The organism is Kitasatospora sp. NPDC033851, from assembly GCF_055576085.1.
This window is the reverse complement of record NZ_JBVIRL010000011.1, coordinates 200100-222669: the sequence shown is the minus strand read 5'-3', so window position 1 is coordinate 222669 and position 22570 is coordinate 200100. Positions and strand designations below refer to the sequence as shown.

The 22570-nt window shown below is 73.9% G+C and carries 19 protein-coding genes; 13 read left to right on the top strand and 6 right to left on the bottom strand.

The window, feature by feature from the left end; all coding sequences use genetic code 11:
* Positions 1-1485 carry a patatin-like phospholipase family protein gene (locus tag ACZ51D_RS22500; RefSeq protein WP_465663360.1) on the top strand — a complete coding sequence of 495 codons (1485 nt, stop codon included), beginning with the start codon at positions 1-3 and terminating at the stop codon, positions 1483-1485.
* 83 nt (positions 1486-1568) lie between these two features.
* On the opposite strand, the gene ACZ51D_RS22495 is transcribed toward ACZ51D_RS22500, so the two are convergent.
* Complete coding sequence (locus ACZ51D_RS22495) at positions 1569-2552, bottom strand: aldo/keto reductase (RefSeq protein ID WP_465621362.1); 984 nt, start codon at positions 2550-2552, stop codon at positions 1569-1571.
* A gap of 132 nt (positions 2553-2684) precedes the next feature.
* Here ACZ51D_RS22495 and ACZ51D_RS22490 point away from each other — a divergent pair, with 132 nt between their 5' ends.
* Together ACZ51D_RS22490 and ACZ51D_RS22485 are read left to right on the top strand one after the other, a co-directional pair.
* Positions 2685-3038: an ArsR/SmtB family transcription factor gene (locus ACZ51D_RS22490; RefSeq protein WP_465663359.1), complete on the top strand. Its 354-nt coding sequence runs from the start codon at positions 2685-2687 to the stop codon at positions 3036-3038.
* A 131-nt stretch (positions 3039-3169) separates the two neighbouring features.
* Positions 3170-4564: an MFS transporter gene (locus ACZ51D_RS22485; protein ID WP_465663382.1), complete on the top strand. Its 1395-nt coding sequence runs from the start codon at positions 3170-3172 to the stop codon at positions 4562-4564.
* Positions 4565-4586: 22 nt separating this feature from the next.
* On the opposite strand, the gene ACZ51D_RS22480 is transcribed toward ACZ51D_RS22485, so the two are convergent.
* On the bottom strand, positions 4587-6392 hold the full coding sequence (locus ACZ51D_RS22480) for an acyl-CoA dehydrogenase (RefSeq protein WP_465663358.1): 1806 nt from the start codon (positions 6390-6392) through the stop codon (positions 4587-4589).
* Between the two features lie 186 nt (positions 6393-6578).
* Between ACZ51D_RS22480 and ACZ51D_RS22475 the strand changes: the two genes are divergently transcribed.
* The 3 genes from ACZ51D_RS22475 to ACZ51D_RS22465 all read left to right on the top strand — a co-directional run bounded on the left by ACZ51D_RS22475 (position 6579) and on the right by ACZ51D_RS22465 (position 9741).
* Positions 6579-7157 carry a TetR/AcrR family transcriptional regulator gene (locus ACZ51D_RS22475; protein ID WP_465621358.1) on the top strand — a complete coding sequence of 193 codons (579 nt, stop codon included), beginning with the start codon at positions 6579-6581 and terminating at the stop codon, positions 7155-7157.
* Between the two features lie 290 nt (positions 7158-7447).
* Positions 7448-8482, top strand: a complete 1035-nt coding sequence (locus ACZ51D_RS22470) for an agmatine deiminase family protein (RefSeq protein WP_465663357.1) — start codon at positions 7448-7450, stop codon at positions 8480-8482.
* Between the two features lie 89 nt (positions 8483-8571).
* Positions 8572-9741, top strand: coding sequence for an agmatine deiminase family protein (locus ACZ51D_RS22465; protein ID WP_465621355.1), 1170 nt, complete (start codon positions 8572-8574; stop codon positions 9739-9741).
* Between the two features lie 116 nt (positions 9742-9857).
* Here the strand turns inward: ACZ51D_RS22465 and ACZ51D_RS22460 are convergent, their stop codons facing one another.
* Positions 9858-10754 carry a DUF4436 family protein gene (locus tag ACZ51D_RS22460; RefSeq protein WP_465621354.1) on the bottom strand — a complete coding sequence of 299 codons (897 nt, stop codon included), beginning with the start codon at positions 10752-10754 and terminating at the stop codon, positions 9858-9860.
* Positions 10751-11920, bottom strand: coding sequence for an agmatine deiminase family protein (locus ACZ51D_RS22455; protein WP_465621352.1), 1170 nt, complete (start codon positions 11918-11920; stop codon positions 10751-10753). Before ACZ51D_RS22455 ends, ACZ51D_RS22460 begins: the two co-directional genes overlap by 4 nt.
* A 472-nt stretch (positions 11921-12392) precedes the next feature.
* On the opposite strand from ACZ51D_RS22455, the gene ACZ51D_RS22450 reads away from it, so the two are divergent.
* From ACZ51D_RS22450 to ACZ51D_RS22430, 5 genes are all read left to right on the top strand, one after another.
* Positions 12393-12785 carry a DUF302 domain-containing protein gene (locus ACZ51D_RS22450; protein WP_465621350.1) on the top strand — a complete coding sequence of 131 codons (393 nt, stop codon included), beginning with the start codon at positions 12393-12395 and terminating at the stop codon, positions 12783-12785.
* Positions 12786-12821: 36 nt separating this feature from the next.
* The gene (locus tag ACZ51D_RS22445) at positions 12822-13664 is read left to right on the top strand and encodes a universal stress protein (RefSeq protein WP_465621348.1); all 843 of its coding nucleotides are present in this window, start codon (positions 12822-12824) and stop codon (positions 13662-13664) included.
* 256 nt (positions 13665-13920) lie between these two features.
* Positions 13921-15381: a diacylglycerol/lipid kinase family protein gene (locus tag ACZ51D_RS22440; protein ID WP_465621346.1), complete on the top strand. Its 1461-nt coding sequence runs from the start codon at positions 13921-13923 to the stop codon at positions 15379-15381.
* Positions 15374-15952, top strand: coding sequence for a phosphatase PAP2 family protein (locus ACZ51D_RS22435; RefSeq protein WP_465621344.1), 579 nt, complete (start codon positions 15374-15376; stop codon positions 15950-15952). The genes ACZ51D_RS22440 and ACZ51D_RS22435 overlap by 8 nt, the downstream gene beginning before the upstream one ends.
* On the top strand, positions 15949-16659 hold the full coding sequence (locus ACZ51D_RS22430) for a DUF1345 domain-containing protein (protein WP_465621342.1): 711 nt from the start codon (positions 15949-15951) through the stop codon (positions 16657-16659). Before ACZ51D_RS22435 ends, ACZ51D_RS22430 begins: the two co-directional genes overlap by 4 nt.
* Positions 16660-16767: 108 nt before the next feature.
* Here the strand turns inward: ACZ51D_RS22430 and ACZ51D_RS22425 are convergent, their stop codons facing one another.
* Together ACZ51D_RS22425 and ACZ51D_RS22420 are read right to left on the bottom strand one after the other, a co-directional pair.
* Complete coding sequence (locus ACZ51D_RS22425; RefSeq protein ID WP_465621340.1) at positions 16768-18960, bottom strand: HelD family protein; 2193 nt, start codon at positions 18958-18960, stop codon at positions 16768-16770.
* Positions 18961-19132: 172 nt separating this feature from the next.
* Positions 19133-20755 (bottom strand): ADP-ribosyltransferase domain-containing protein, encoded by a 1623-nt coding sequence (locus ACZ51D_RS22420; protein ID WP_465621339.1) that lies wholly within the window; start codon positions 20753-20755, stop codon positions 19133-19135.
* 254 nt (positions 20756-21009) lie between these two features.
* Between ACZ51D_RS22420 and ACZ51D_RS22415 the strand changes: the two genes are divergently transcribed.
* Entirely contained in the window at positions 21010-21696 is a 687-nt protein-coding gene (locus tag ACZ51D_RS22415) for a macro domain-containing protein (RefSeq protein ID WP_465621337.1), read from the top strand.
* A 235-nt stretch (positions 21697-21931) separates the two neighbouring features.
* Positions 21932-22528, top strand: a complete 597-nt coding sequence (locus ACZ51D_RS22410; RefSeq protein WP_360498944.1) for a DUF1349 domain-containing protein — start codon at positions 21932-21934, stop codon at positions 22526-22528.
* The last annotated feature ends 42 nt before the right edge of the window (positions 22529-22570 follow it).

Genomic DNA, 22570 nt, shown 5'->3' with positions numbered 1-22570 from the left:
ATGGCCAGCATCGGTGTAGCCCTCTCCGGAGGCGGCTACCGCGCCACCATGTGGGGCATCGGCGCCCTGCTGTACCTCGCCGACAGCGGCCGACACCGGGACGTCGTGGCGATCTCCTCGGTGTCCGGCGGCTCGGTCGCCAACGGAGTAGTCGCCCACGAGACCGACTACCGGCAGGACCCGGGCGCGGACTTCGCCGAACGCGTCCGTCCGCTGATCCGCCACTGCGCCCGCGTCGGCCTGTTCTTCTGGGGGCCGTCCACCAACCGGTACGTGCGCTCGCTCTTCGCCCTCGCCGGCCTGGCCGTGCTGACCCTGCTCGCCGGGGTCGCCGCCACCGCCGTCGAGGGTCTGCGCCTGCTCTCCGGCGTGCTCCTGGGGGCAGGGCTGCTGCTCCTGGCCGGTGCGGTGGTGGTCTTCGAGCGGCGCAGCGCCGTCGTGGACCGGGCGCTGGCCCGCGAGTTCTTCCACGGCGACGGCGACGGCGCCGCGACGGACCTCTCCGCCGTGCGGCGCTCCGTCGACCACGTGTTCTGCACCACCGAGTTGCAGAGCGGCGACCACTTCTACTTCTCGCCGGCGTTCGTCTACGGGTTCCGGTTCGGCACCGGCGTTCCGGGCGGCCTCCCGCTCTCCACGGCGGTCCAGTCCTCGGCCTGTCTGCCGGGCGCGTTCGCCGCCCGGCGCCTCCCCACCGCCCGCCACCGCTTCCCGCCCCCGGGCGGTCCCACCGAGGCGGCGACCGATCTGGTGCTCACGGACGGCGGGGTGTACGACAACATGGCCGACGAGTGGCTGGTGGGGCTTCCCGAGCGGGCGCGGCGCCCCGACCACCCGCCGGCCGCCTACGACGTCGACGAGATCGTCGTGGTCAACGCCTCGGCCGGGATGACCTGGCAGCCGTTCCGCGCGTCGCGGGTTCCCGCGATCGGCGAACTTCTCGCGCTGGCCCGCATCAAGAGCGTGATGTACGACGTCACCACCAGCCACCGGCGCAGCGAGCTGGTCCAGTGGTCCGACCGGGCCGGACGGACCGGCGGCCCGGTCGGCGCGCTGGTCCACATCGCGCAGTCGCCGTACCGGGTGGCCGACGCCTACGCGGGCGCGGCCGACACGGGCGGCGGAAGCGGCGGGAGCGCCGGGAGCGGATCGGGTTCCGGCAGCGGGACGGCCACCGGCGGCGCGGCCGGCACCGGGTACGGCCCGGACCTCGCCGCCCGGGCCGCCCGGGCCAAGGAGGTGCTCGACCTGCTCGGCGACGACCCGGGGCGGCGCGCCGTCTGGGAGGAGCGGACGACCAGGAGCCGCACCACCAGGACCGTGCTGCGCAAGCTCGGCGCCGACACCACCGCGGACCTGCTCCTGCACGCCTACACGCTCACCGCGTGCAACCTGCACGTCCTGCTCGACTACCCGCTGCCGGCGGCCCTTCCGGACCGCGGGTACTTCCTCGGCCTCACCACCGGCCCAGGTACGCGGAGTTGACACCGGGGCGACACCGGGGCACGCCGAGGGCCACCGACGCCCGCCGGCCCGCCGCGGCCCGCGGCCGGGTCAGGGCACCGCCGTCACCAGCGGTCGTGCACCTGCGGCCGGATCCGGCGGTCGTAGAGTTCCCGCACGGCGTCCAGGGTGGCCGTCGGCAGCGGCGCCGACCCGGCAGCGGCCGCGTTCGCCCGGGCCTGCGCCACGTTGCGGGCGCCGGGGATCACCGTGGTCACGCCCGGCTGCTGGACGATCCAGCGCAGCGCCGTCTGCGCCGCGGTGGCGCCCTCCGGGGCGAGCGCGGCGAACTCAGCCGCCGCCTCGACGCCGGTCGCGAAGTCCACGCCGGAGAAGGTCTCGCCCTGGTCGAAGGCCTCGCCGTGGCGGTTGTAGGTGCGGTGGTCGTCCGGCGGGAAGACGGTGCGTTCGCTGTACCGGCCCGAGAGCAGGCCGGAGGCCAGCGGCACCCTGGCCAGGATCCCCACCCCGGCGGCCTCGGCGGCGGGCAGCACCTGTTCCAGCGGCTTGAGCCGGAACGCGTTGAGGATGATCTGCACGCTCGCGACGCCCGGGCGCGCGATCGCGGTCAACGCCTCCGCGCAGGTCTCCACGCTCACCCCGTACGCGGCGATCCGCTCCTCCGCGACCAGGGTGTCCAGCGCGTCGAAGACCTCGTCCGAGGAGTAGACGGGCGTCGGCGGGCAGTGCAGCTGCACCAGGTCGAGTCGCTCCACCCCCAGGTTGGCCCGTGAACGGTCCGCCCAGGCACGGAAGTTGGCGAGCTGGTAATGCTCGGGGCGCTGCTCGACCCGGCGCCCAAACTTGGTGGCGACGAACACGTCCGCGTCCGGGCGGTCCTTCAGGAAGCGGCCGATCAGCCGCTCGCTGCGGCCGTCGCCGTAGACGTCGGCGGTGTCGAAGAGCGTGACGCCTGCTTCCACGGAGGCCTCCAGCACGGCGAGGGCGTCCTCCTCCCGGACGTCACCCCAGTCCGCGCCGAGCTGCCAGGTGCCGAGTCCGATGATCGAGACGGGCCGACCGGTGCGGCCGAGTACGCGATGTTCCATGGGGCGAGCCTCTCACGCCGCTCACGTCCGCCCCCGCAGCCGTCGATCCGCGCGTCCGGCTCGCGGCCTTCCGATGGCGACTCCGTAGGCGCATGTACGCACCTGCGCACGGGAACGCCCTACGATGGGCGAATGAGCACCGGCAGCCACCTGGCAGATGCACACCGCTCGCAGCAGCGGGCCGAGCAGCGCCTGGACGTCGCCGCGTCCGTGCTGACGCTGTTGGCCGACCGGACCAGGCTCGCCCTGCTGGAGCGGCTCGGTCGGGGCGAGGCGGATGTCACCACGCTGACCGAGGCGACGGGCGCCGCCCGGCCGTCGGTCAGCCAGCACCTGGCCAAGCTCCGGCTCGCCGGTCTCGTCGCCACCCGCAAGGAGGGGCGGCGCGTCGTCTACTCGCTGCGCCACGGCCACCTGCGCCGGCTCGTCGACGAGGCGCTGAACGTCGCCGACCACCAGATCGGCCACCTGCCGCCCCACGACTGACCCGCACGGGCGGGCCGGACAGCGGGCGCGCCGGACAACCGGGGCGGGTCGGCTTCCGACGAATAGGTGCACACGTACGCACCTGTTCCTATGATGGGTTGACCACCCCACTGCCGACCGGGACGGGGCCCATGCTGTCCGTGCTGCGCAACCGCGCCTACCGCCACCTCTTCACCGCCCAGGCCGTAGCCCTGGTCGGCACCGGCCTGGCGACGGTGGCGCTGTCCCTGCTGGCGTACCGGATCGCCGGCAGCGACGCCTCGGCGGTCCTCGGTACCGCGCTGGCGATCAAGATGGTCGCCTACGTCGCCATCGCGCCGATCGCCGGCGCACTCGCCGGGCGACTGCCCCGACGGACGCTGATGGTCGCGATGGACCTCACCCGGGCCTGCGTCGCGCTCGCCCTGCCGTTCGTCGACCAGGTCTGGCAGATCTACGTCCTGGTCTTCCTGCTCCAGGCCGCCTCGGCCGCCTTCACCCCGACGTTCCAGGCCACCATCCCGGACGTCCTGCCCGCCGAGCGCGACTACACCAACGCCCTGTCGATGTCCCGGCTCGCCTACGACCTGGAGTCGCTGTTCAGCCCCGCGCTCGCCGCGCTGCTGCTGTCTGCGGTGTCGTACGACTGGCTGTTCGCCGGGACGGCGGTCGGCTTCCTCGCCTCCGCCGCCCTGGTGGTCTCCGCGGTCCTGCCCAAGCCCGCCCCGGTCGAACGCGCGGGCGGCGGCCACGCCAAGGCCGCCTTCGGCACCCGGCTGTTCCGGGCCACCCCCCGGTTGCGTGCCCTGCTCGCCCTCGACCTCACGGTCGCCGCCGCCGGCGCGATCGTGTTCGTCGACACGGTCAACGTCGTCCGCGACCACTTCCACCGCCCGGCCGGGGCCGTCTCGCTCGCGCTCGGCGCCTACGGCGTCGGCTCGATGCTCACCGCGCTCCTCCTGCCCCGCCTCCTCGCCCGCACCGGCGACCGGGCGATCATGCTGCCCGCCGCCTTCTCCCTGCCGGCCGTCCTCGCCGCCGTCACCGCGATCTCCGCCGTCCGGGCCGGCACCGGATCGTGGGTGGCCCTGCTCGCCGCCTGGGCCCTCGTCGGCGCCGGCAGCTCCGCCGTGCTCACCCCCGGCGGACGCCTCATCCGTCGCTCGGCCGCCGACGCCGACCTGCCGGCCGCGTTCGCCGCCCAGTTCTCCCTCTCGCACGCCTGCTGGCTGCTCACCTATCCCCTCGCCGGATGGCTCGCCGCCGGCGCCGGACTGCCCGTCACCGCCGCCGTCCTCGGCGTCGTCGCCCTGGCCGCCGCGACGGGAGCCGCCGCCCTGTGGCCGGCCCGCGACCCCGACGTGCTGGAGCACCTGCACACCGATCTGCCCACCGGCCACCCCCATCTCGCCGACGCGCACGCCACCGCCACCGGCGCCTGGCGGCACGGCCACCACTACGTCATCGACCGCCACCACCACGCCTGGCCCCACCCGACCGCCACCGGCACCCGCACCCGCACCCGCACGCGGGCCACGACCGGCTGACCCCACCCGGGGAAGCGGATCGTCAGAACCACTCGGGGCGGCACTCCCCCGCCGTCCGGTCGAGGCTGTCGAGCAGGTCGAACTGCGGCCCGGTGCGCGGTAGTTCGACCCGGAAGAAGTACCGGGCCGCCTGCCTCTTGCCCTGGCGGAAGGCGTCCGTGCCGGCGCCGAGCGCGAGGAACTGCTCCAGCCAGATCCAGGCCAGCACCACATGGCCGACGGCTTCCAGGTAGACGGTGGCATTGGCCAGCGCGGCCGCCGGGTCCCCGGCGGCCCACAGCGTGGCGGTGGTCCGTCCGATCCGGGCCGCCGCGGCGTCCAGGCGGGCGGCGAGGTCGGCCGCCTCGCCGCCGGCCGCCGCGGCCCGCGCGGTGGTCGCCGCGAGGGTGTCGAGGAGCAGCCGCAGTCCCGCGCCGCCGTCCATCACGACCTTGCGGCCGAGCAGGTCCAGTCCGTGGATGCCGTGGGTGCCCTCGTGGATGGGGTTGAGCCGGTTGTCCCGGTAGAACTGCTCGACGTCGTACTCGCGGGTGTAGCCGTAGCCGCCGTGCACCTGGATGGCGAGGTCGTTGGCGGCCAGGCACCACTGCGACGGCCAGCTCTTGGCGATCGGCGTCAGGACGTCCAGCAGCAGGTGGGCGCGGGCCCGGTCGGCCTCCTGCTCGGCGGTGGCCTCCTCGTCGAGCAGCCGGCTGCAGTACAGGCCGAGGGCGAGCGCGCCCTCCACGTAGCTCTTCTGCGCCAGCAGCATCCGACGTACGTCCGCGTGCTCGATGATCGGCACCTGCGGGGCGTGCGGGTCCCTGCCCCCGAGCGGGCGGCCCTGCGGGCGGGTGCGGGCGTAGTCGAGGGCGTGCAGGTAGCCGGTGTAGCCGAGCGCCGTGGCGCCCTGGCCGACGCCGATGCGTGCCTCGTTCATCATGTGGAACATGTACGCGAGCCCGTGGTGGGGCTCGCCGACCAGGTGGCCGACCGCGCCCGGGGCGCCGCCGGGGGTGTGCCGGCCCTCGCCGAAGTTGAGCAGGGCGTTGGTGGTGCCGCGGTAGCCCATCTTGTGGTTGAGACCGGCGAGCACCACGTCGTTGCGCTCCCCGAGCGTGCCGTCCGGCCCGACCAGGTACTTGGGCACGATGAACAGCGAGATGCCCTTCACGCCCGCCGGACCGCCGGGGATCTTGGCCAGCACCAGGTGGACGATGTTCTCGCTGAGCTCGTGGTCGCCGCCGGAGATCCACATCTTGGTGCCGGTGATCCGGTACGTGCCGTCGGCGGCCGGCACCGCCCGGGTGGTGATGTCGGCCAGCGAGGACCCGGCCTGCGGCTCCGACAGGCACACGGTGCCGAAGAAGCGGCCGTCGACCATGGGCCGCACATAGGTGTCGATCTGCTCCCGGCTGCCGTGCGCCAGGAGGAGGTTGGCGTTGCCGACGGTGAGCAGCGGGTAGGAGGCGGTGGCGATGTTGGCGGCCTGGAACCAGGCCCGGCAGGCGTTGGCGACCACGACGGGCAGCTGCTGACCGCCGAGGTCGTAGTCCATGGAGGCGCCGACCAGGCCGGCCTCGGCGTAGACCCGCAGGGCCTGCCCGACCTCCGGGATGAGGTGCACCCGCTCGCCGTCGAAGCGGGGCTCCTCGGCGTCGTTCTTCTTGTTGTGCGGGGCGAAGTGCCTCGTCGCGATGGACTCGCTGAGCTCCAGCACCGCGTCGAAGGTGTCCCGGTCGTGGTCGGCGTAGCGGGGGCGGCGGGTCAGGGCGGTGACGTCCAGCCAGTCGTGCAGCAGGAAGTCGAGGTCGCGGCGGGAAAGCAGGAGGGAGTCCAAACCAGGCATCCGATCGACAGCGGGACGGCGGGACAGGGGGACGGCGGGGCAAGGGGACGGCGGGACAGGGAGCCGACGTACGGGGCACCCGGCATCTTCCCGCCTGCCGCCCCACCGACACAACGGTCGGCGGCTGACCTGTTTCTCAGACGACGGGTCCGATCCTGTCGGTACGCACGGGTAAGGTGGTGGACCGTGGCCAGTCGTAAAACGTCGATCTTGGAAGCAGCTGCGCGGGTGATCGCCCGGCGCGGGGTGCGCGGGCTGCGGGTGGAGGAGCTCGCGGCGGAGGCCGGCGTGTCGACCGCACTCATCTACTACCACTTCAAGGACCGTACGGGGATCCTCCGTCAGACCCTGGAGTTCATCAACGACCGGGCGGAGCGCTACACGACCGAGCGCGCCGCGGACGCACCGCCGCTGACGCCGCGCGAGGAGCTGGAGCAGACGCTGCTGCTGGAGCTCCAGGACACCGTCGAGGTGCGGGAGAACAGCACCGCCTGGGGTGAGCTGCGGGCGAGCGCGGTGTTCGACGACACGCTGCGCGAAGACCTGGCGCGGGCGACCCGGATCTGGGTGCAGGAGATCGCCGAGCTGCTCGGCGTGGAGCGGCCGATGTCCTCGGCGGTCGTGCTGGCCGGAGCGGCGGAGCGGCTCACCGCACTGCTGGAGGGGCTGAGCACGCGCTGGCTCAGCGGCAGCCTGCCGCTGGCACACGCCCGGACGCTCATGGTCGACGCGATCGACGCCGAGGTGGCCCGGCTCGGCTCCTGAGCCGCCCGGATCCACACCGATCCGCCCGATCAGCCCCGATCCGCACCGGTCAGCACCCATCGGCACGGAGCGCCCCGGGCGCGTCACACTCCGCACGGCAGCCGTCAAGGATGCGTCAGGGCACGCCCACGCGTTTGACTGATTTTTCAGTCAGTGCGAGCCTGAAGCCGCAGGGCAGGGTGTCGGCCGTCGGCCCCGCTCCGTGGTGCGCCGGTGCGTCGCGGCGCGAAGAGTGGAGCCGGCGGCCCCGCGCACCCCTCCCGGCACCGTCGCACGATCTGGAGACCCTCATGACCCACGACCGCGATGACCGTTCCACCGGGCCGTACTGGGTGCCGGCGGACGACGTCCCGCACGCGCGGACCTGGATGTCCTGGCCCTCCCGCCGGGGTGTGTGGGGACTGCGCCTGGGCGGCGTCCAGGAGGACATCGCCCTGATCGCCCGCACGATCGCCGAGTTCGAGCCGGTGGTCATGTGCGCCCCCGACGACTGGACCGCGGGCAAGGCCCGGTCCCGGTGCGGCTCCGCGGTGGAGGTGATCACCGCCATCCCGACCGACGACCTGTGGATGCGCGACATCGCGCCGGTCTTCCGCCGCGACGGGTACGGCGGTCTGGACGCCGTGATCCTCAACTTCAACGGCTGGGGCAACAAGCAGGTGCACCACGACGACGCCCAGGTCGCCGAACTCCTGGCCACCCGCCGGGGCCTGCGCCACTCCTACGCGGACTTCGTCGGCGAGGGCGGCGCGATCGAGACCGACGGCGACGGCACGGTGATGGCCACCGAGAGCAGCCTGGTCAACAAGAACCGCAACCGCGGCATGAGCCGGGACGAGGTCGAGGAGGCCGTCCTGGAGACCTACGGCGCGGACACGATGATCTGGCTGCCCGGGATCAAGGGCCAGGACATCACCGACGACCACGTGGACGTCACCTCCCGGTTCATCCGGCCCGGCGTGGTGATGGTGCAGCTGCCGCCGGCGGACCGCAACGACGCCTGGGCGCGCGACGCCCGCGAGCAGTTCGCCATCCTGTCCGCCGCCACCGACGCCCGGGGGCGCCGTCTGCAGGTCCTCCCCGTGCACGGCCCGGACACCGTCCGCTCCCGCAGCTCCAAGTTCGTCGACTCCTACCTCAACTTCCACGTCGTCAACGGCGGCGTGATCACCGCCCAGTTCGGCGACGCGTACAAGGACGCCGCCGCCAGGGAGGCGCTCGCCGCGGCCTTCCCCGGCCGCGAGGTGGTGCAGATCGACGTCGACCGCCTGATGGCCGGGGGCGGCGGCATCCACTGCTCGACCATGCACGAGCCGCTGCCGTAGCCGTCGCGGCAGCCACAGCCACAGCCACAGCCACAGCCACAGCTACCGAAGCCCCCTCCACCGCCCAGACCCTCAGCTGGAGTTCCCGTATGTCCAACGCCCTGTCCCGCCGCACCCTGATGCGCTCCCTCGCCGGTGTCGGCGTCGGTGCCCTCACCCTCGGCCTCACCGCCTGCGACCCCAACGGCGTCGAGGACGTCGACCCCACCGTGCCGCCCCAGCAGCCCGGCGGCGCCCCCGGCGGCACCCCCGGGGTGCGCCGCTTCGGCGCCGAGTGGGACAAGCACCTGCGCACGGTGATGTCCTGGCCGGCCTCCGAGAACGTCTGGGGCGACCAGCTCCCGGACGTCCGCCGGGACGTCGCCGGCCTGGCCCAGGCCATCGCCGCCCGTGAACCGGTCGTCCTGATGGCCCGGCCCGAGCAGAAGGACGCCGCGCAGAAGGCCTGCGGCTCGGCCGTCGAGGTGGTGCCGATCGCCGTCGACGACCTGTGGGCCCGGGACACCCTGCCGGTGTTCGTCGAGGAGGGCGGCAGGGTCAAGGGGGTCGACTTCAACTTCAACGGCTGGGGCGGCAAGCAGCAGCGCGGCAACGACTCCAAGGTCGCCCGGGCGGTGCTGGCCAAGTACGGCGTCGAGGGGATCGAGACCCGGCTGGTCGCCGAGGGCGGCTCCTTCGAGACCGACGGGCAGGGCACCCTGATGGTCACCGAGAGCTCCGTCGTCAACGACAACCGCAACCCGGGTATGAGCCGGGACCAGGTCGAGGCCGAGCTGAAGAGGCTCCTCGGCGTGACCAAGGTGATCTGGCTGGCGGGTGTCAAGGGCAAGGACATCACCGACGCCCACGTCGACTGCCTGACCCGCTTCGCCGCCCCCGGCGTGGTCCTGCTCGACCAGGTCTTCCCTGGCAGCCCGGCGGACGTCTGGTCCCGCTCGGCCGACCAGGCGCGCGCCGTCTTCCGGGACGCCACCGACGCGACCGGCAGGAAGCTGCAGGTGGTGGAGCTCCAGCAGCCCGACCCGGACCGGATCACCGGCCGCGGCGACGCCTTCGTCTCCTCGTACATGAACTTCTACATCGGCTCGAAGGGCGTCTACCTGCCGAAGTTCGGCGACGCCAGGGCCGACGAACGGGCGCAGCAGATCCTGAAGCAGTACTTCCCGAGCCGGGAGATCGTCCCGGTGAAGATCGACGCGATCGCGGCCGGCGGCGGCGGCATCCACTGCGCCACCCACGACATCCCCGCTCTCGGCTGACCGGACGGGCCGGCCCGGGGGCGTGCGGACGGGCTCCGGGACCGGCCACCGTTCGGGGCAGGCTCCGGTCGGCGGACCGGACCCGGCCCCGTCGAACCGGCCCGGAGCGTCCCCCGTCACGGGCCGGAACCGGCCGCGCCCGCCGCCTCGGCCTCGGCCTCGGCGCGCTTGCGGCGCTCGACGCGGGTGCAGGCCACGACGGTGAACGTCAGGCACGCCGCGATGATGCCCTCAGCCCAGAAGAAGGCCAGGTAGTCGATGAGCGAACCGATCGGGGGCGAGCCGGGCGCGGCGTTGCGCATGCCGATGAGCGCGAAGAGGGTCGCGGCCATCCACCCGAGCGAGGGCCACACCATCCCCTGCCGCCCCCGGTAGAGCACCTCGGCCCCGGCCATCACCGCCAGGCCGAGCGCCCACATGGCCGCGATCATGAACCAGGCCAGGATGAAGGTGCTGCGCGCCCTGGTGACCGTGCCCTCCAGGACGATCGCTCCGGACGGGTGCGGGGTGCTGGTCGGGTGGACGACGAAGAACGGGTCGGCGTCCACGAAGACCACGCCGACGGGGATGCCGCCGGTGGTGTCCGCGGCCGCGAACGACAGCGCGAAGTGGTGGCGGTCGAAGGGGTAGTCGGTCACGGTGCCGTCGTAGAAGTTGGCCGGCACGGGCTGGGGCGTCGCCGCCTCCCCCGGCGCCGCCCGCAGCTCGGTGCGGACCGCCGACTGGACGGTGATCACGACCTGCCGGCTGAAGGCGGAGGTGCCCGGCCCCGCCGCGAGGCCACCGTGCGGGACGGGTACGACGAAGAGGGTGAGATCGCCCGTCCCGGGGTTGATGTCCTGGGAGGTGACGTCCAGTTCGATCCAGTCGCTGACGCCCGGGAGGGCCAGTTCATGGGCCTGCTGCCGGGTGTCGCGCTCGTTCAGGTACAGCGCGACGCCGGCCGAGCACAGCACCGCCACGATCAGCAGGGCGAGGAGGAGGCGGTTGCCGCGCCGCCGCGACGCGCTCACGCGCCGGTGGCCGGCTGCTGCTGGGTGGCGCAGTGGATGCCCCCGCCGCCGGCGGCGATGTGGTTGATGCCGACCAGGGTGACCTTGCGGCCCGGGTGGAGGTCGCCGATGATGCCGGCCGCCTGGTCGTCGGCGGCCTGGTCGCCGAAGCGCGGCACGATGACGCCGCCGTTGCAGACGTAGTAGTTGATGTAGGTGGCGAGGAAGTTCTTGCCCGCGCCCTGGATCAGGTCGACGTCGGGCTCGGGGAGGTCGACGACCTTGAGCGTGCGGCCCTTGGCGTCGGTCGCGGACCGGAGCACCTGGAGCGCCTGCGCGGAGGCGGCGGTCCAGACGTCCGGCGGGGTGTCGGCGGCGGGGCGGTGCAGGACAACGGTGCCGGCCTCGGCGAAGCGGGCGAGGGCGTCGACGTGGCAGTCGGTGATGTCCTGCCCGGCGACGCCCTTGAACCAGATCACCTTCTCGACGCCGAGCAGGTCCTTGAAGCTCGCCTCGATCTGCTCGCGGGACTTGCCGGGGTTGCGGTTGTCGTTGACCCAGGCGCTCTCGGTGGCCATCAGGGTGCCCTCGCCGTCCACCTCGATGCCGCCACCCTCACCGGTGATCGGCGCCTGGAGGCGGGTGATGCCGTAGTGGGCGAGGAGGTTGCGGGCGACCTGGCCGTCGTTGGCGTGGGTCTGCTTGTTCCCCCAGCCGTTGAAGTCGAAGTCGACCCCGGCGAGCCCCTGCGGGCCGGTGACGAAGGTCGGGCCGGTGTCCCGGGCCCACAGGTCGTCGACCGTCAACTCGAGCACCTCGACCGAGGATCCGCAGGCCTGCCGGGCCTGGTCGGCCTGGTCGGGGCGGGCCAGCAGGACCACCGGTTCGAAGCCGGCGACGGCCTGGGCCAGGCCCGCGATGTCCTGCCGGACGCCGGGCAGTTGGTCGCCCCACACCTCCTCCAGCGCGGGCCAGGCCATGAAGGTGCGGGTGTGCGGCTGCGACTCGGCCGGCATGGTCCGCCCGGCGGCGGCCGGGCTGCCCGCCGGGGCCGCGCCCGAGGCCGTGGCGCTCGGGCCGGGCTGCTCATCGCCGCCGCCGGAGGAGCAGCCGCCGAGCAGGGCCAACGCGGCGAGCGCGGCCCCGGATTGCAGGAGCGAGCGGCGGGACGGCCGGGGGTGAGCCATGAGTCCTCGTTCCGTTGAGTGCCGGCTTCGGCTCCGCACGCTACTGACAGGAAGGTCAGGATCCGGCGCGGCACGCATCCGCCGTTCGGGGGAATCCGCTCCCGGGGTGAACCAGGCGAGGACGGAGGTGTTGCGGGACCGGGACCGTTCTTCCGGGCCGTCCTTCCGGAGCCGTCGGGCCTGGTCACCCTCGACGGCACCCCGCTCCACTCCGAACCCGCCGACACCGTCCCGCTGAACCGCCTCTACTTCCTGTGAGGCGAACGCCTCCCACCGGGATCGAGGAGCCGCTCGGCGGCACCCGGCCGGCCGACTCCTCGAGCGAGGACCGTGCATCCTGTCCGCGCGGGCGGCCGGCCTACCCATCCCCGCCGCGAACCCGGCCGGAGGAAGCGGCGGCGGCCGGGCCGAACCCGAGAGGCGGTGGGCCCGGCCGCCGCCGATACTGGGGCCGCGACCCCCGGGAGGAACCATGGACTACGGGATCGGAGTACGGCTCGACCGGCCGTACGCACAGACGGTCGAGGCGGTCACCGCCGCCCTCAAGGAGCAGGGCTTCGGCATCCTGACCACCATCGACGTCCGGGCGACCCTGCGCGAGAAGATCGGCGCCGAGATCGAGGACTACCTGATCCTCGGCGCCTGCAACCCCGCCCTCGCCCACCGGGCGCTCGAGGCCGACCGCCGCATCGGACTGCTGCTGCCCTGCAACGTGGTCGTCCGCGCGGACGGCGACGCCACCGTGGTGGAGGCCGTCGACCCGAAGACGCTGGTCGCGCTGGCCGGCCCCGACGGCGGACTGGGCGAGGTCGCAGACGAGGCGGCCCGGCGGCTGGGCGCCGCCCTCGACACCCTGCGCGGCTGAGGGAACACATCATGACGCCGATGTAGGGAGCAGACCATGACCGGACCCGTCGTCGTCGGCTTCGACGGCTCACCCGAGAGCCTCACCGCCACCGCCTGGGCCGCCCGCGAGGCGCAACGCCGCGACTGCCCCCTGCGCCTCCTCCAGGCCTGGCCCTGGCCGCACCGGGACGTGGCCGGCAGCGAGCGGACGCACCAGCGATCGGTGGAGCAACTCGCCGCCCGAGAATCCGAGTTGCGCGCCGCCGTCGAAGTCCCGGTCAGCTCCTCGCACGTCCCCGCCGCCCCGGCCGAGGCCCTGGAGGACGCCGCGCGCGACGCCGTCCTGCTCGTGCTCGGCTCCCGCGGCCTGGGCGCCGTCCGCGGTTTCCTGGTCGGCTCGGTGAGCCAGGAGGTGCTGCGCCGGGCCGCCTGCCCGGTGGTGCTCGTCCGGGCCGGCGAGGACGAGCCGGACGGCCCCGTGCTGGTGGGCCTCGACCTCGCCCATCCGGCGGACGACGTGCTCGCCTTCGCCTTCGACGCCGCCGCCCGACGCTCGGCCCCGCTGCGCGTCGTGCACGTCTGGTCCCCGCCGGTCGGCACCGAGTACATGGCCTTCGACGCCATCGGCGGCCTCCAGGAGGAACTCTCCTCCGCCGAACGGACCCGCTTCACCGAGCTGCTGGAGCCCTGGCGGGCCCGCCGCCCCGAGGTGGAGGTGACGACCGACCTGATCCGCGGCAGCGCCGGCGTCGCCCTCGTGGACGCCGCCGCCACCGCCCGTCTGCTCGTCGTCGGGCGGCGCGTCCGGCGCACCCTGCTCGGCACCCACCTCGGCCCGGTCGCCCACTCGGCGATCCACCACGTGCACTGCCCGGTCGCTCTCGTCCCGCATGACTGACCCGACTGCGGGTAACCGGGCCGTGGGTCAACCGCACGGTGGGTCAACCGCACGGTGGGTCAACCGCGCGGTGGGTGAACCGAACCCTCGACCGGCCTGCCGACCGGCCCGCCCCGGGGCTCACCCGGGGCTCACCCGGACAGCCTGGCCGGAATGCCCGCCGTGACGGAAGTGCGCAGGCTGCTGACACGGACCGGGCTACGCGAAGAAGCCCGGGACACGGCTCAGGGAGGACGACATCGACGGGACACGGCAGGTGGGCTCCGACGGGGGCGGGACCGCGCGGGTGCTCGCGCGGTGCGCGCTGCTGGCCGCGGTCGGTGCCGTGGTCGTGCTGCTGCTCGCCCTGTGGGACGGCGGCCTGGAGGTGGTGGTGGCCGGGTTCGTGGAGCTGGTGGTCTGGGCGGCCGGCGTCTGGTGGTTCCTGGCGTACCGGGGCGCGGTGCGGGTGGTGGGCGCGCTGCTCGCGATCTCGGCGCCGATCGCCGTCGTGGTGCTGTTCGTCTACCACGACCTGTGGCCGACAGCGCTGCTGCTGATCTTCTGCTGGGGCACGGCGCTGGTCCTCGGCCGGGTGGCGCTGCGCCGCGCGCGCCCGACCGAGACGGCGCGGGCGGCCGCCGCGCCCCGGCCCCAGCGGCCGGTGCTCATCATGAACCCGAAGTCCGGGGGCGGGAAGGTCGGCCGTTTCGGGCTGGCCGAACGGGCGGAGCAACTCGGCGCCCGGGTGGTCCTGCTCGACCCCGACGCCCACGCCGACGTCGCCGCGCTCGCCCGCGAGGCGGTGGCCGGCGGTGCCGACCTGCTCGGCGTCGCGGGCGGCGACGGCACCCAGGCCCTGGTCGCGGCGGTCGCCGCCGAGCACGGACTGCCGTTCCTGGTGATCTCCGCCGGCACCCGCAACCACTTCGCCATGGACCTCGGCCTCGACCGGTCCGACCCGGCGCGCTGCCTCGACGCGCTGACCGACGGCGAGGAGCTGCGGATCGACCTCGGCGAGGTCGCGGGCCGGCCCTTCGTCAACACCGTCTCCTTCGGGGTGTACGCGGACGTCGTGCAGCACCCCGAGTACCGCGACGCCAAGGCGGGCACGGCGCTGAACCTCCTGCCGGACCTGCTGGTCGGCGAGGGCGTGCGGCGGGTCGACGCCCGGGCGGACGGCCCGGCGGACAGCCCGGCGGACGCCCCGGTGGACGGCACCGCGCCCACGGCGCTCTCGGACCAGCAGGCGCTGCTGGTCAGCAACAACCCGTACGGCTCCCCCGACGACCTGGACAGCGGCGGCCGCCGGCCCCGCCTCGACACCGGCGAGCTGGGCGTGGTGGGCCTGCGGGTGGAGGGCGCGGCGCAGGCCGCCGACCTGGCCGTACGGGGCTCGCAGTCCACCGGCCTGACCGTGCTGACCGCGCGTCGGGTCGAGGTGACCTCCGACGAGAAGGAGATCCCGGTGGCCGTCGACGGTGAGGCACTGCGGTTGCCCACGCCGGTGGTGTGCACGACGCGTCCCGGGGCGCTGCGGGTCCTGGTACCGCGCAACCGCCCCGGCGTCGTCCCCGTCACGCCTCGGGTGGACTGGCGGCAGCTGGCCACGCTCGCTTTCGGCCACGGCGAGCCGGACTCCGTGGGACGGGACGCCGAAGAACGGGACACGGCGGCACGGGACACGGTGGGACGGGGCGCCGAGGAGCGCGACGGCGAGGCGAGGTCCCGTGCCTGACCGGAACGCCTCTGCGGCGGGGGTGCTCACCGACCTCCGCGCGATCGACGGGGCCCTGTACGCGGCGGTGGCCGCCACCCCCACCCCGGCCCTGGACTCCGCGCTGCGGCGGCTGTCCCGCGCGGCCGACCACTCGAAGATCTCGCTGACCGTCGCCGCCGGCCTTGCCCTCCTGCCCGGCAGGCCCCGGCAGGCGGCCGTGGTCGGGGTCACCGCCGTCGCGCTGGCCTCCGTGGCGGCGAACCTGCTCGGCAAGCAGGTGGTCCACCGGCGCCGGCCCGACCGGGAGCGGGCCCAGGTGATCGTGGCACGGCAGGTGAGGATGCCGAAGTCGGCCTCCTTCCCGTCCGGGCACACGGCGTCGGCGACGGCCTTCGCCACCGCCGTCGGCGTGGTGCTGCCTCCGGCGGCGGTCCCGCTCGGGGCGCTGGCGGTCGCCGTCGGCTACTCCCGCGTGCACACGGGCGTGCACTACCCCGGCGATGTCGCGGCCGGCGCGGTCCTCGGCTTCGCGGCCGCGGCGGCGGCCCTGGCCGTCGTGCACGTGCCGCTGCGGCTCGCCGGCCAGTGAGCGACCCGCGCCCGGAGCCGTCCGACCGGGACGAACCGCCGTCCTGGCTCTCCGAGCGCCGCAGGTCCTCGGTGAGTGCGGCCGTCGCGGCGGGCGCGGCAGCGCTGCTCCTCGGCGTCGACAGCAGCTGGGACCTGCTGTCGGGAGCGGACACGGGCGTCCTGGTGCTGTTCGCCTACCTCCTGCCGTACCTCGTGCTCACGTCCACCGCCTTCTCGACCGCGTCGCCCGAGCGGGTGCGCGGCTGGGCCGGGGAGGAGCGGGGCACCGTACTGCAGCGCTACCTTCTGGGGACGGCGCCCGGGCCGGGCGTCTCGCTCTTCATCGCCACCGCCGCGCTGCTGGTCGCGGTGGCGTGGCTCCCCGGGCACCTCGGGTCCGGGCTCGGCCCGGTCCCCCGCGCCCTGGTGGCGCTCGCCCTGGTCGCCCTCGCCTGGGTCTGCGTGGCGGTGTCCTTCGCGGTCGCCTTCCAGGCCGACAACCTGGTGGAGGACGAGCGCGCCCTGGAGTTCCCGGACAGCTGGGAGGCCCAAGTCTGGAGCGACTACATCTACTTCGCGCTGGCGATCATGACGACCTTCGGCACGACCGACGTCACGGTGGCCTCCCGGGAGATGCGCCGCACCGTGGCCGCCAACTCGGTCATCGCCTTCGTCTTCAACACCGTCACGGTGGCCAGCCTGGTCTCCGCCCTGAACGGCCTCTGAGGCCGTCGCCCGGCGCCCCGTTCGCCCCGTTCGCCCCGTTCGCCCCATCGTCCTGTCGCCCTGTCGTCGTGTCGCCCCGACGCCGCAGCTGTCGGGCCGAAAGCCCGGTCACCCGCCCAGCGGCGCGGGCAGCGGCCGGGAGTGCAGGATGTCCAGCCGCGAGACCGCCCGGGTCACCACGACGTAGAGCCGGTGCAGGCCGCGCGGTTCGGCCTCGACGATCGCGGCCGGCTCCAGGACCACCACGTGGTCGTACTCGAGTCCCTTGACCAGCGAGGCGGGCAGCACCGTCACCCGGGCGGTGGTGCCGACCTGCTCGGCCGAGGCCGTCGGGATCCCGGCCGCCCGGAGTGCCTCAGCGGCCTGCGCCACCGCAGCGTCCGCCGCGATCACCGCGATCGAGCCCTCGCGCTCCGACGCGGCCCGCACCGCCTCCACCACCGCGCCGCCCAAGTCGGCGGCACCCCGCGGGCTCGCCGCACCGCCCGAGCCGGCCTCGCCGTCCTGGCTCACCCCGTCGACCCTGCGCACCGTCAACTCGCCGTCCCGCCGCAGCGAGACCGCCTGCGGCACGTCCACGTCCAGCGCGCCCAGCACCCGGTTGGCAAGCGCCATCACGGCGGCCGGCACCCGGAAGCCGGTGGTCAGCGCCACCACTGCGGCCTCCGGCTTGCCGAGGTGGGCGAGCTGCTCGGACCAGCTGCGCGCGGCCCAGGGAGCGGTCGCCTGGGCGAGGTCGCCGAGGACGGTGAGGGAGCCGAAGGCGCTGCGGCGGGCGATCGCCCGGCACTGCATCGGGGAGAGGTCCTGGGCCTCGTCCAGGACGACGTGGCCGAAGCCGGCCGGGCGCTCGATCAGGCCGGCCACCTCGTCCAGGAGCATCAGGTCGTGCTCGGACCACTTCGCGCTCTTCTCCGAACGCGGCGGCCGGCGCCACAGGATCGCCGCCTGCTCCTCGGGGCTGAGCACCCCGTCGGCGGCCTCGGCCAACACGGCGGGGTCGCCGAGCAGCCCGGCGACCACGGCCTCCGGGCGCAGGTTGGGCCAGGCCGCCTCCACGAAGGCCGCGACCGGCCTGCAGCGGCCGACCTTCCGCTGCCACACGCCGGACATCACGCCGGCCCGCCGTTCCGCCTGGTCCTGCAGCATCGCCACCACGCGGGTGCGGACGCTCTCCCGGCCGATCGCGTACGGCGGCGCCTGCTCGCGCAGCTCGGCGACCATCCGGTCGAGCCGCTCCGGCGACACCCGCCACCGGTAGGAGCCGTCCGGGACGACGAGCGGCTGCGCGCCCACCGTCCGGATCCGCCCGTACAGCGCCCGGCGCAGCACCGTCGCCATCCGCGCGTCCTGCTTGACCGCGGCGGCCCGCTCGTCGTCCACGGCGGTGACCGGCCGGGTGGCGACCAGGTCCTCGACCGTGCACTGGCCGACGTCGATCTCGCCGAGCGCGGGCAGGACCTCGGCGATGTAGCGCAGGAAGGTCCGGTTGGGGCCGATCACCAGCAGGCCGCCGCGCCGGATCCGCTGCGGGAAGCTGTAGAGCAGGTACGCGGCGCGGTGCAGGCCGACGGCGGTCTTGCCGCTGCCGGGCGCGCCCTGCACGCAGACGGACTCGCTCAGCCCGCCCCGCACCAGCTCGTCCTGCTCGGGCTGGATGGTGGCGACGATGTCCCGCATCGGGCCGGTGCGGGGCCGCTCGATCTCGGCGGCGAGGATGCCGGCCGGACCGCCCCCGGCCGCGCTCGCACCGCTCTCCGCCGTGCCCGTACCGCTGCCCTCCCCGCGCGGCCCGGCCCCGTCGAGGGGTTCGTCCTCCAGCCCGGTGAGCTCCTCCGGCCGGCCGACGCTCCACGGCGCCCAGCCGAACCGGCGGCGCCGCGCGAGCCCGAGCGGATCGTGCGCGCCGGCCTGGTAGAACGCCCGGGAGACCGGGGCCCGCCAGTCGACCACCAGGGGCGGCACCGTCGGGTCCTCGGAGATCCGCTGACGGCCCACGTAGTAGCGCTGCCGCCGGTGGTCCCCGGCCTCCGGGGTGTCCGCGAAGTCGAGGCGGCCGAAGAACGACGGGCTCTGCGGCAGCTCCTTCATCCGCTTGGCGCGCGTCCGCAGGTACCGGCCGAGCGCTTCCGCGCTGGCGCCGTCGCCGGAGACGTCCTCTCCGGCGACGACCTGGTGGCTCGCGTCCTCGACCTGCCGGGCCATCGCCGCCCGGCAGTCCTCGACGTAGGCCCGTTCCCGCCGCAGCTCGCCGTCGAGGCCCTGGGCTTCCGGCGCCGCCTGCTGGACTTCCGAGGTCATCGTTCGCGTCCCTTCCCTCGCCACGGGCGCACCCGCTCGTTCGGAATCCAGCATAACTGAACTCAGTAAAGATACTGACTCAGTTATGGATTCGGCGGCGTTCGGGTGTCCGGCGTCCGGCCGTCCGGGTGTCCGGCGTCCGGATTCCGGGACGAGGGGCGGCGAGGCCGGTTCAGGACACCAGGGGCGCCTCCGCCAGCTCGGTCAGCGTCACGGTGCACAGGCCGCCGCGCTCGGCCCGGACGTCCGTGACCTCCAGCTGCGTGCCCGGCAGCAGAATGAACTCCTCCTCGCCGGTGAACGCCGAGAACCTCTGGATGCCCGCGGCCCGGGCGGGGCGCACCTCGAAGAGCGTCCGCTTGCCGCGGCTGCCGAGGAAGGCCTGCGCCACCCCGAGCTTGGACGTGCAGGAGGAGACGCCCCACCACGTCACCGTCTTGCCGAGCGGGTACTGCCGGCGCAGGTCCAGCGAGACGCCGCGCCAGAGCGGCTCGGTGCGGACGGGCAGCCGCGACACCGCCGCGAACAGCAGCCGCAGGTACGGGAGGTAGGGCACCAGCCGGCCGCGGTCCGGCGAGCGCAGGACGGCGTTGATCTCCCGGTAGAACGCGGACTCGCAGGTGTACAGGTACAGCGCGGCGATCTCGTCGGCGGACAGACCGGCGGCCGCCTCGTCCGCCCGCCGCTTGCCGAAGTCGTGCGACAGCGCCACATGCCGGTCCAGGCCGCGCAGCACCTCGGCGACCGGGGCCGCCGCCTCCCGGAAGCCCATCAGCGGGGTGTCGAACACACCGGTGATGGCGGGCAGGACGAGGCCTTCGTCCTTCACGCTCGCGAGGCGGTCCAGGTAGAGCTGGTGCAGCTCCATGGTGGAGGCGATGAAGGCGCCCATCCGCTCGGCGACCGCGCCGTCCGCCCCGCCACCGCCGTCGGCCGAGTGCGCGTTCCACCCGGTGCTGGGCAGCCAGTCCACCTCCTCGGCGCCGAGCGCGGCGAGGGCCGCGTTGACCGTCGCGAAGTGCTCGCCGTCGCAGAAGATGTCGCCCTGGGCGGCGGGGTTGGCGTGGTCGATGTGCCGGACCTCGACCTCGGGGTACTTCTTCTGCAGCCGCAGCACGACGTTCTTCAGGTTGCGCGCGTGGGCGCCCCACCACGCGAAGACCACGTAGCGGTCCTCCTCAGCGGCCTGCTGCTTGGCCCGGAGGATCTCCTCGACGATCCGCTCGGCGACCGGCCGCCAGAACGCGGTGTGCTGGTCCGGCCCCATCGCGCCGTCGCTGCTGGCGGTCAGCGCGGCGTTCAGCAGCAGCACGCCCTGGGTGAGCATCGCCTGGAACCACTCCGGCGGCTGGACGGTCTCCTGCTCCTTCAGCAGCGCCCGTATGTCGGCGATCGGCGTCTTCTTGGGGATGCCGTACTTCCACATCGCCGCGGCCTTGATGATGCAGCGGATGCTGACCACCCGGCCGAACTTGCTGTCCTTCCAGTCGTGGAAGGTGTTGTCGAACATCGCGATGCCGGTGGCGCTCTCCGGCCGCGGGTACGGGTTCTGACCGAAGACCACCACCTTCCACTTGTGGGGCGCGTGCGGCTTCAGCGCCTGGAAGGTCAGCTCGCGGACGGGGACGACGTCCGGACCGCGGCCCGGGCCGATGAACGAGGCCGCGCCGGACTGTGCCTCGATGACCGGCTTCAGCAACGGGAGCCACGGCTCGCCGCCGCCCGTGAACAGCTCCGCGAGGGCGAGCGGGTCGTTCGGGTCGGGCTGGGTGGCGGGGGTGTCGACAGCGCTCATGGTGGTGCCCTAAGGGTGTGAGGCGGCCCGGCTGGTCGGGGCCGTACGAATGACAGACGGGTGGCAGGCGAACGACAGATGACGATCCGTCAGGCTCCTGGCGGACACCACAGTCCTACCAGCCGGGAGTGACAATCCGGGCCGCCCGGGGCGGCGGCCGGGCGGGCGCCGACGGGCGCCGACGGATTGTCAGTGGCGCGCGCTAGCTTCGTCGACGTCAGCAGGAACCACCCCCGAACGACAGGAGCTTCAGCATGACCACGGACCGTGCGCAGTCGCCGCTCAAGGTGGTGTTGACCGACCTCAACGCGACGGTGGTCGAGTCCTGGCGGGCGGCCTTCGCCGACACCCCCGGGATAGAGATCCGGCACGCCTCGATCCTCGCCACCAAGGCCGACGCCTGGGTCAGCCCCACCAACTCCCGCGGCCGGATGGACGGCGGGACGGACGCGGCGATCAAGCGCCACCTGGGCGCGGGCATCCAGCTGCGGGTGCAGAAGGCGATCCGCGACGGGCACGCCGGCTCGCTGCCGGTCGGCAGCGCGGTGTGCGTCCCGTCCGGAGCCGTCAACCCGCGGTTCCTGATCTCGGCCCCGACGATGCAGACCTCCTCGCAGAACGTGAGCGAGACCTTGAACGTGGCGCTGGCCTGCGCCGCCGCCTTCCAGGCGGTCCACCGGCAGAACCGGCTGGAGCCGAGCTCCATCCGGTCGGTCGCGCTGGTCGGCCTGGGCGCCCAGACCGGCCGGGTGCCGGCCCGGATCTGCGCCAACCTGATGTGGACGGGCTACACCCTCTTCAACGACCACCACTTCGAGGACGACGACGACCTGCGCGCCACCATCCTCGCCCAGTTGGACGACATCGAGCGGGCCCCCGCCACCGAGCGGGTCCGCATCGCCCCGCCCGCACGCCGGAGTGCCTCGACCCGGACCTCCTAGACTCCGGGTTCGTCGACCCCGGTTCCTCGACTCCGGTTCCTCGACTCCGGGTTCCTCGACGCGAGTTCCGCTACCTGGGGGTGTCACGACCGGTCGGCCGGCGTCGATCCGGCGATTCCCGATCCGTCACGTGCCGAAGCCCAGACAAACCTCCCCAAGCCCACCCGGGCGGGTGTTGAATGGCCCTTTCTGAAAATTGCAGCCATCCGCTGGCAGACCGGAAGGAAGGCCTCCCATGCACCCGCCCCGCGACATCGCCTGGCACGAGGGCAGCTGGCTCAACCAGCCCGAGCAGGCGCGGACCGACGGGACCGACCTCCTGGTCACCGCCCGTGGCCGCAGCGACTTCTGGCGCACCACCAGCTACGGCTTCGTCCGCGACGACGGGCACGCGCTGCTCACCGGCTTCCCGCCGGGCAGCGCGACCGAGGTCACCTTCGTCGCCGACTTCGGCGCCCTCTACGACCAGGCCGGCCTGCTGGTCCGGGTCGACCCGCAGACCTGGATCAAGGCCGGGGTCGAGATGAGCGACGGCCTCCCGCACCTGGGCGCGGTCGTCACCCGCGGCGTCTCCGACTGGTCGCTCGCCCCCGTACCCGAGTGGCACGGCAGACGGGTCACCGTCAGAGCCAGCCGCAGCGGGGACGCCGTGACGGTCCGCGCCCGCTGCGAAGACGGCCCCTGGCGCCTGGTCCGGCTGGCGCCGCTGCCCCCGGGAGCAGCCGCGGCGGCCGGACCGTTCTGCGCCTCGCCCGAGCGGGACGGGCTGCAGGTCCGCTTCACCCGCTTCGCCCAGGGACCGGCGGACACGGCACTGCACCTGGCAGACTGACCGCCGATCAGCCAGCCCCAGCGCGGCCGGCCCCCTCCGCCC

Excerpts from the sequence above, each read along its gene's own strand:
- ACZ51D_RS22500 (WP_465663360.1), top strand. The coding sequence starts at position 1 with ATGGCCAGCATCGGTGTAGCCCTCTCCGGAGGCGGCTACCGCGCCACC.
- ACZ51D_RS22495 (WP_465621362.1), bottom strand. The coding sequence starts at position 2,552 with ATGGAACATCGCGTACTCGGCCGCACCGGTCGGCCCGTCTCGATCATC.
- ACZ51D_RS22490 (WP_465663359.1), top strand. The coding sequence starts at position 2,685 with ATGAGCACCGGCAGCCACCTGGCAGATGCACACCGCTCGCAGCAGCGG.
- ACZ51D_RS22485 (WP_465663382.1), top strand. The coding sequence starts at position 3,170 with ATGCTGTCCGTGCTGCGCAACCGCGCCTACCGCCACCTCTTCACCGCC.
- ACZ51D_RS22480 (WP_465663358.1), bottom strand. The coding sequence starts at position 6,392 with ATGCCTGGTTTGGACTCCCTCCTGCTTTCCCGCCGCGACCTCGACTTC.
- ACZ51D_RS22470 (WP_465663357.1), top strand. The coding sequence starts at position 7,448 with ATGACCCACGACCGCGATGACCGTTCCACCGGGCCGTACTGGGTGCCG.
- ACZ51D_RS22465 (WP_465621355.1), top strand. The coding sequence starts at position 8,572 with ATGTCCAACGCCCTGTCCCGCCGCACCCTGATGCGCTCCCTCGCCGGT.
- ACZ51D_RS22455 (WP_465621352.1), bottom strand. The coding sequence starts at position 11,920 with ATGGCTCACCCCCGGCCGTCCCGCCGCTCGCTCCTGCAATCCGGGGCC.
- ACZ51D_RS22450 (WP_465621350.1), top strand. The coding sequence starts at position 12,393 with ATGGACTACGGGATCGGAGTACGGCTCGACCGGCCGTACGCACAGACG.
- ACZ51D_RS22445 (WP_465621348.1), top strand. The coding sequence starts at position 12,822 with ATGACCGGACCCGTCGTCGTCGGCTTCGACGGCTCACCCGAGAGCCTC.
- ACZ51D_RS22425 (WP_465621340.1), bottom strand. The coding sequence starts at position 18,960 with ATGACCTCGGAAGTCCAGCAGGCGGCGCCGGAAGCCCAGGGCCTCGAC.
- ACZ51D_RS22420 (WP_465621339.1), bottom strand. The coding sequence starts at position 20,755 with ATGAGCGCTGTCGACACCCCCGCCACCCAGCCCGACCCGAACGACCCG.
- ACZ51D_RS22415 (WP_465621337.1), top strand. The coding sequence starts at position 21,010 with ATGACCACGGACCGTGCGCAGTCGCCGCTCAAGGTGGTGTTGACCGAC.
- ACZ51D_RS22410 (WP_360498944.1), top strand. The coding sequence starts at position 21,932 with ATGCACCCGCCCCGCGACATCGCCTGGCACGAGGGCAGCTGGCTCAAC.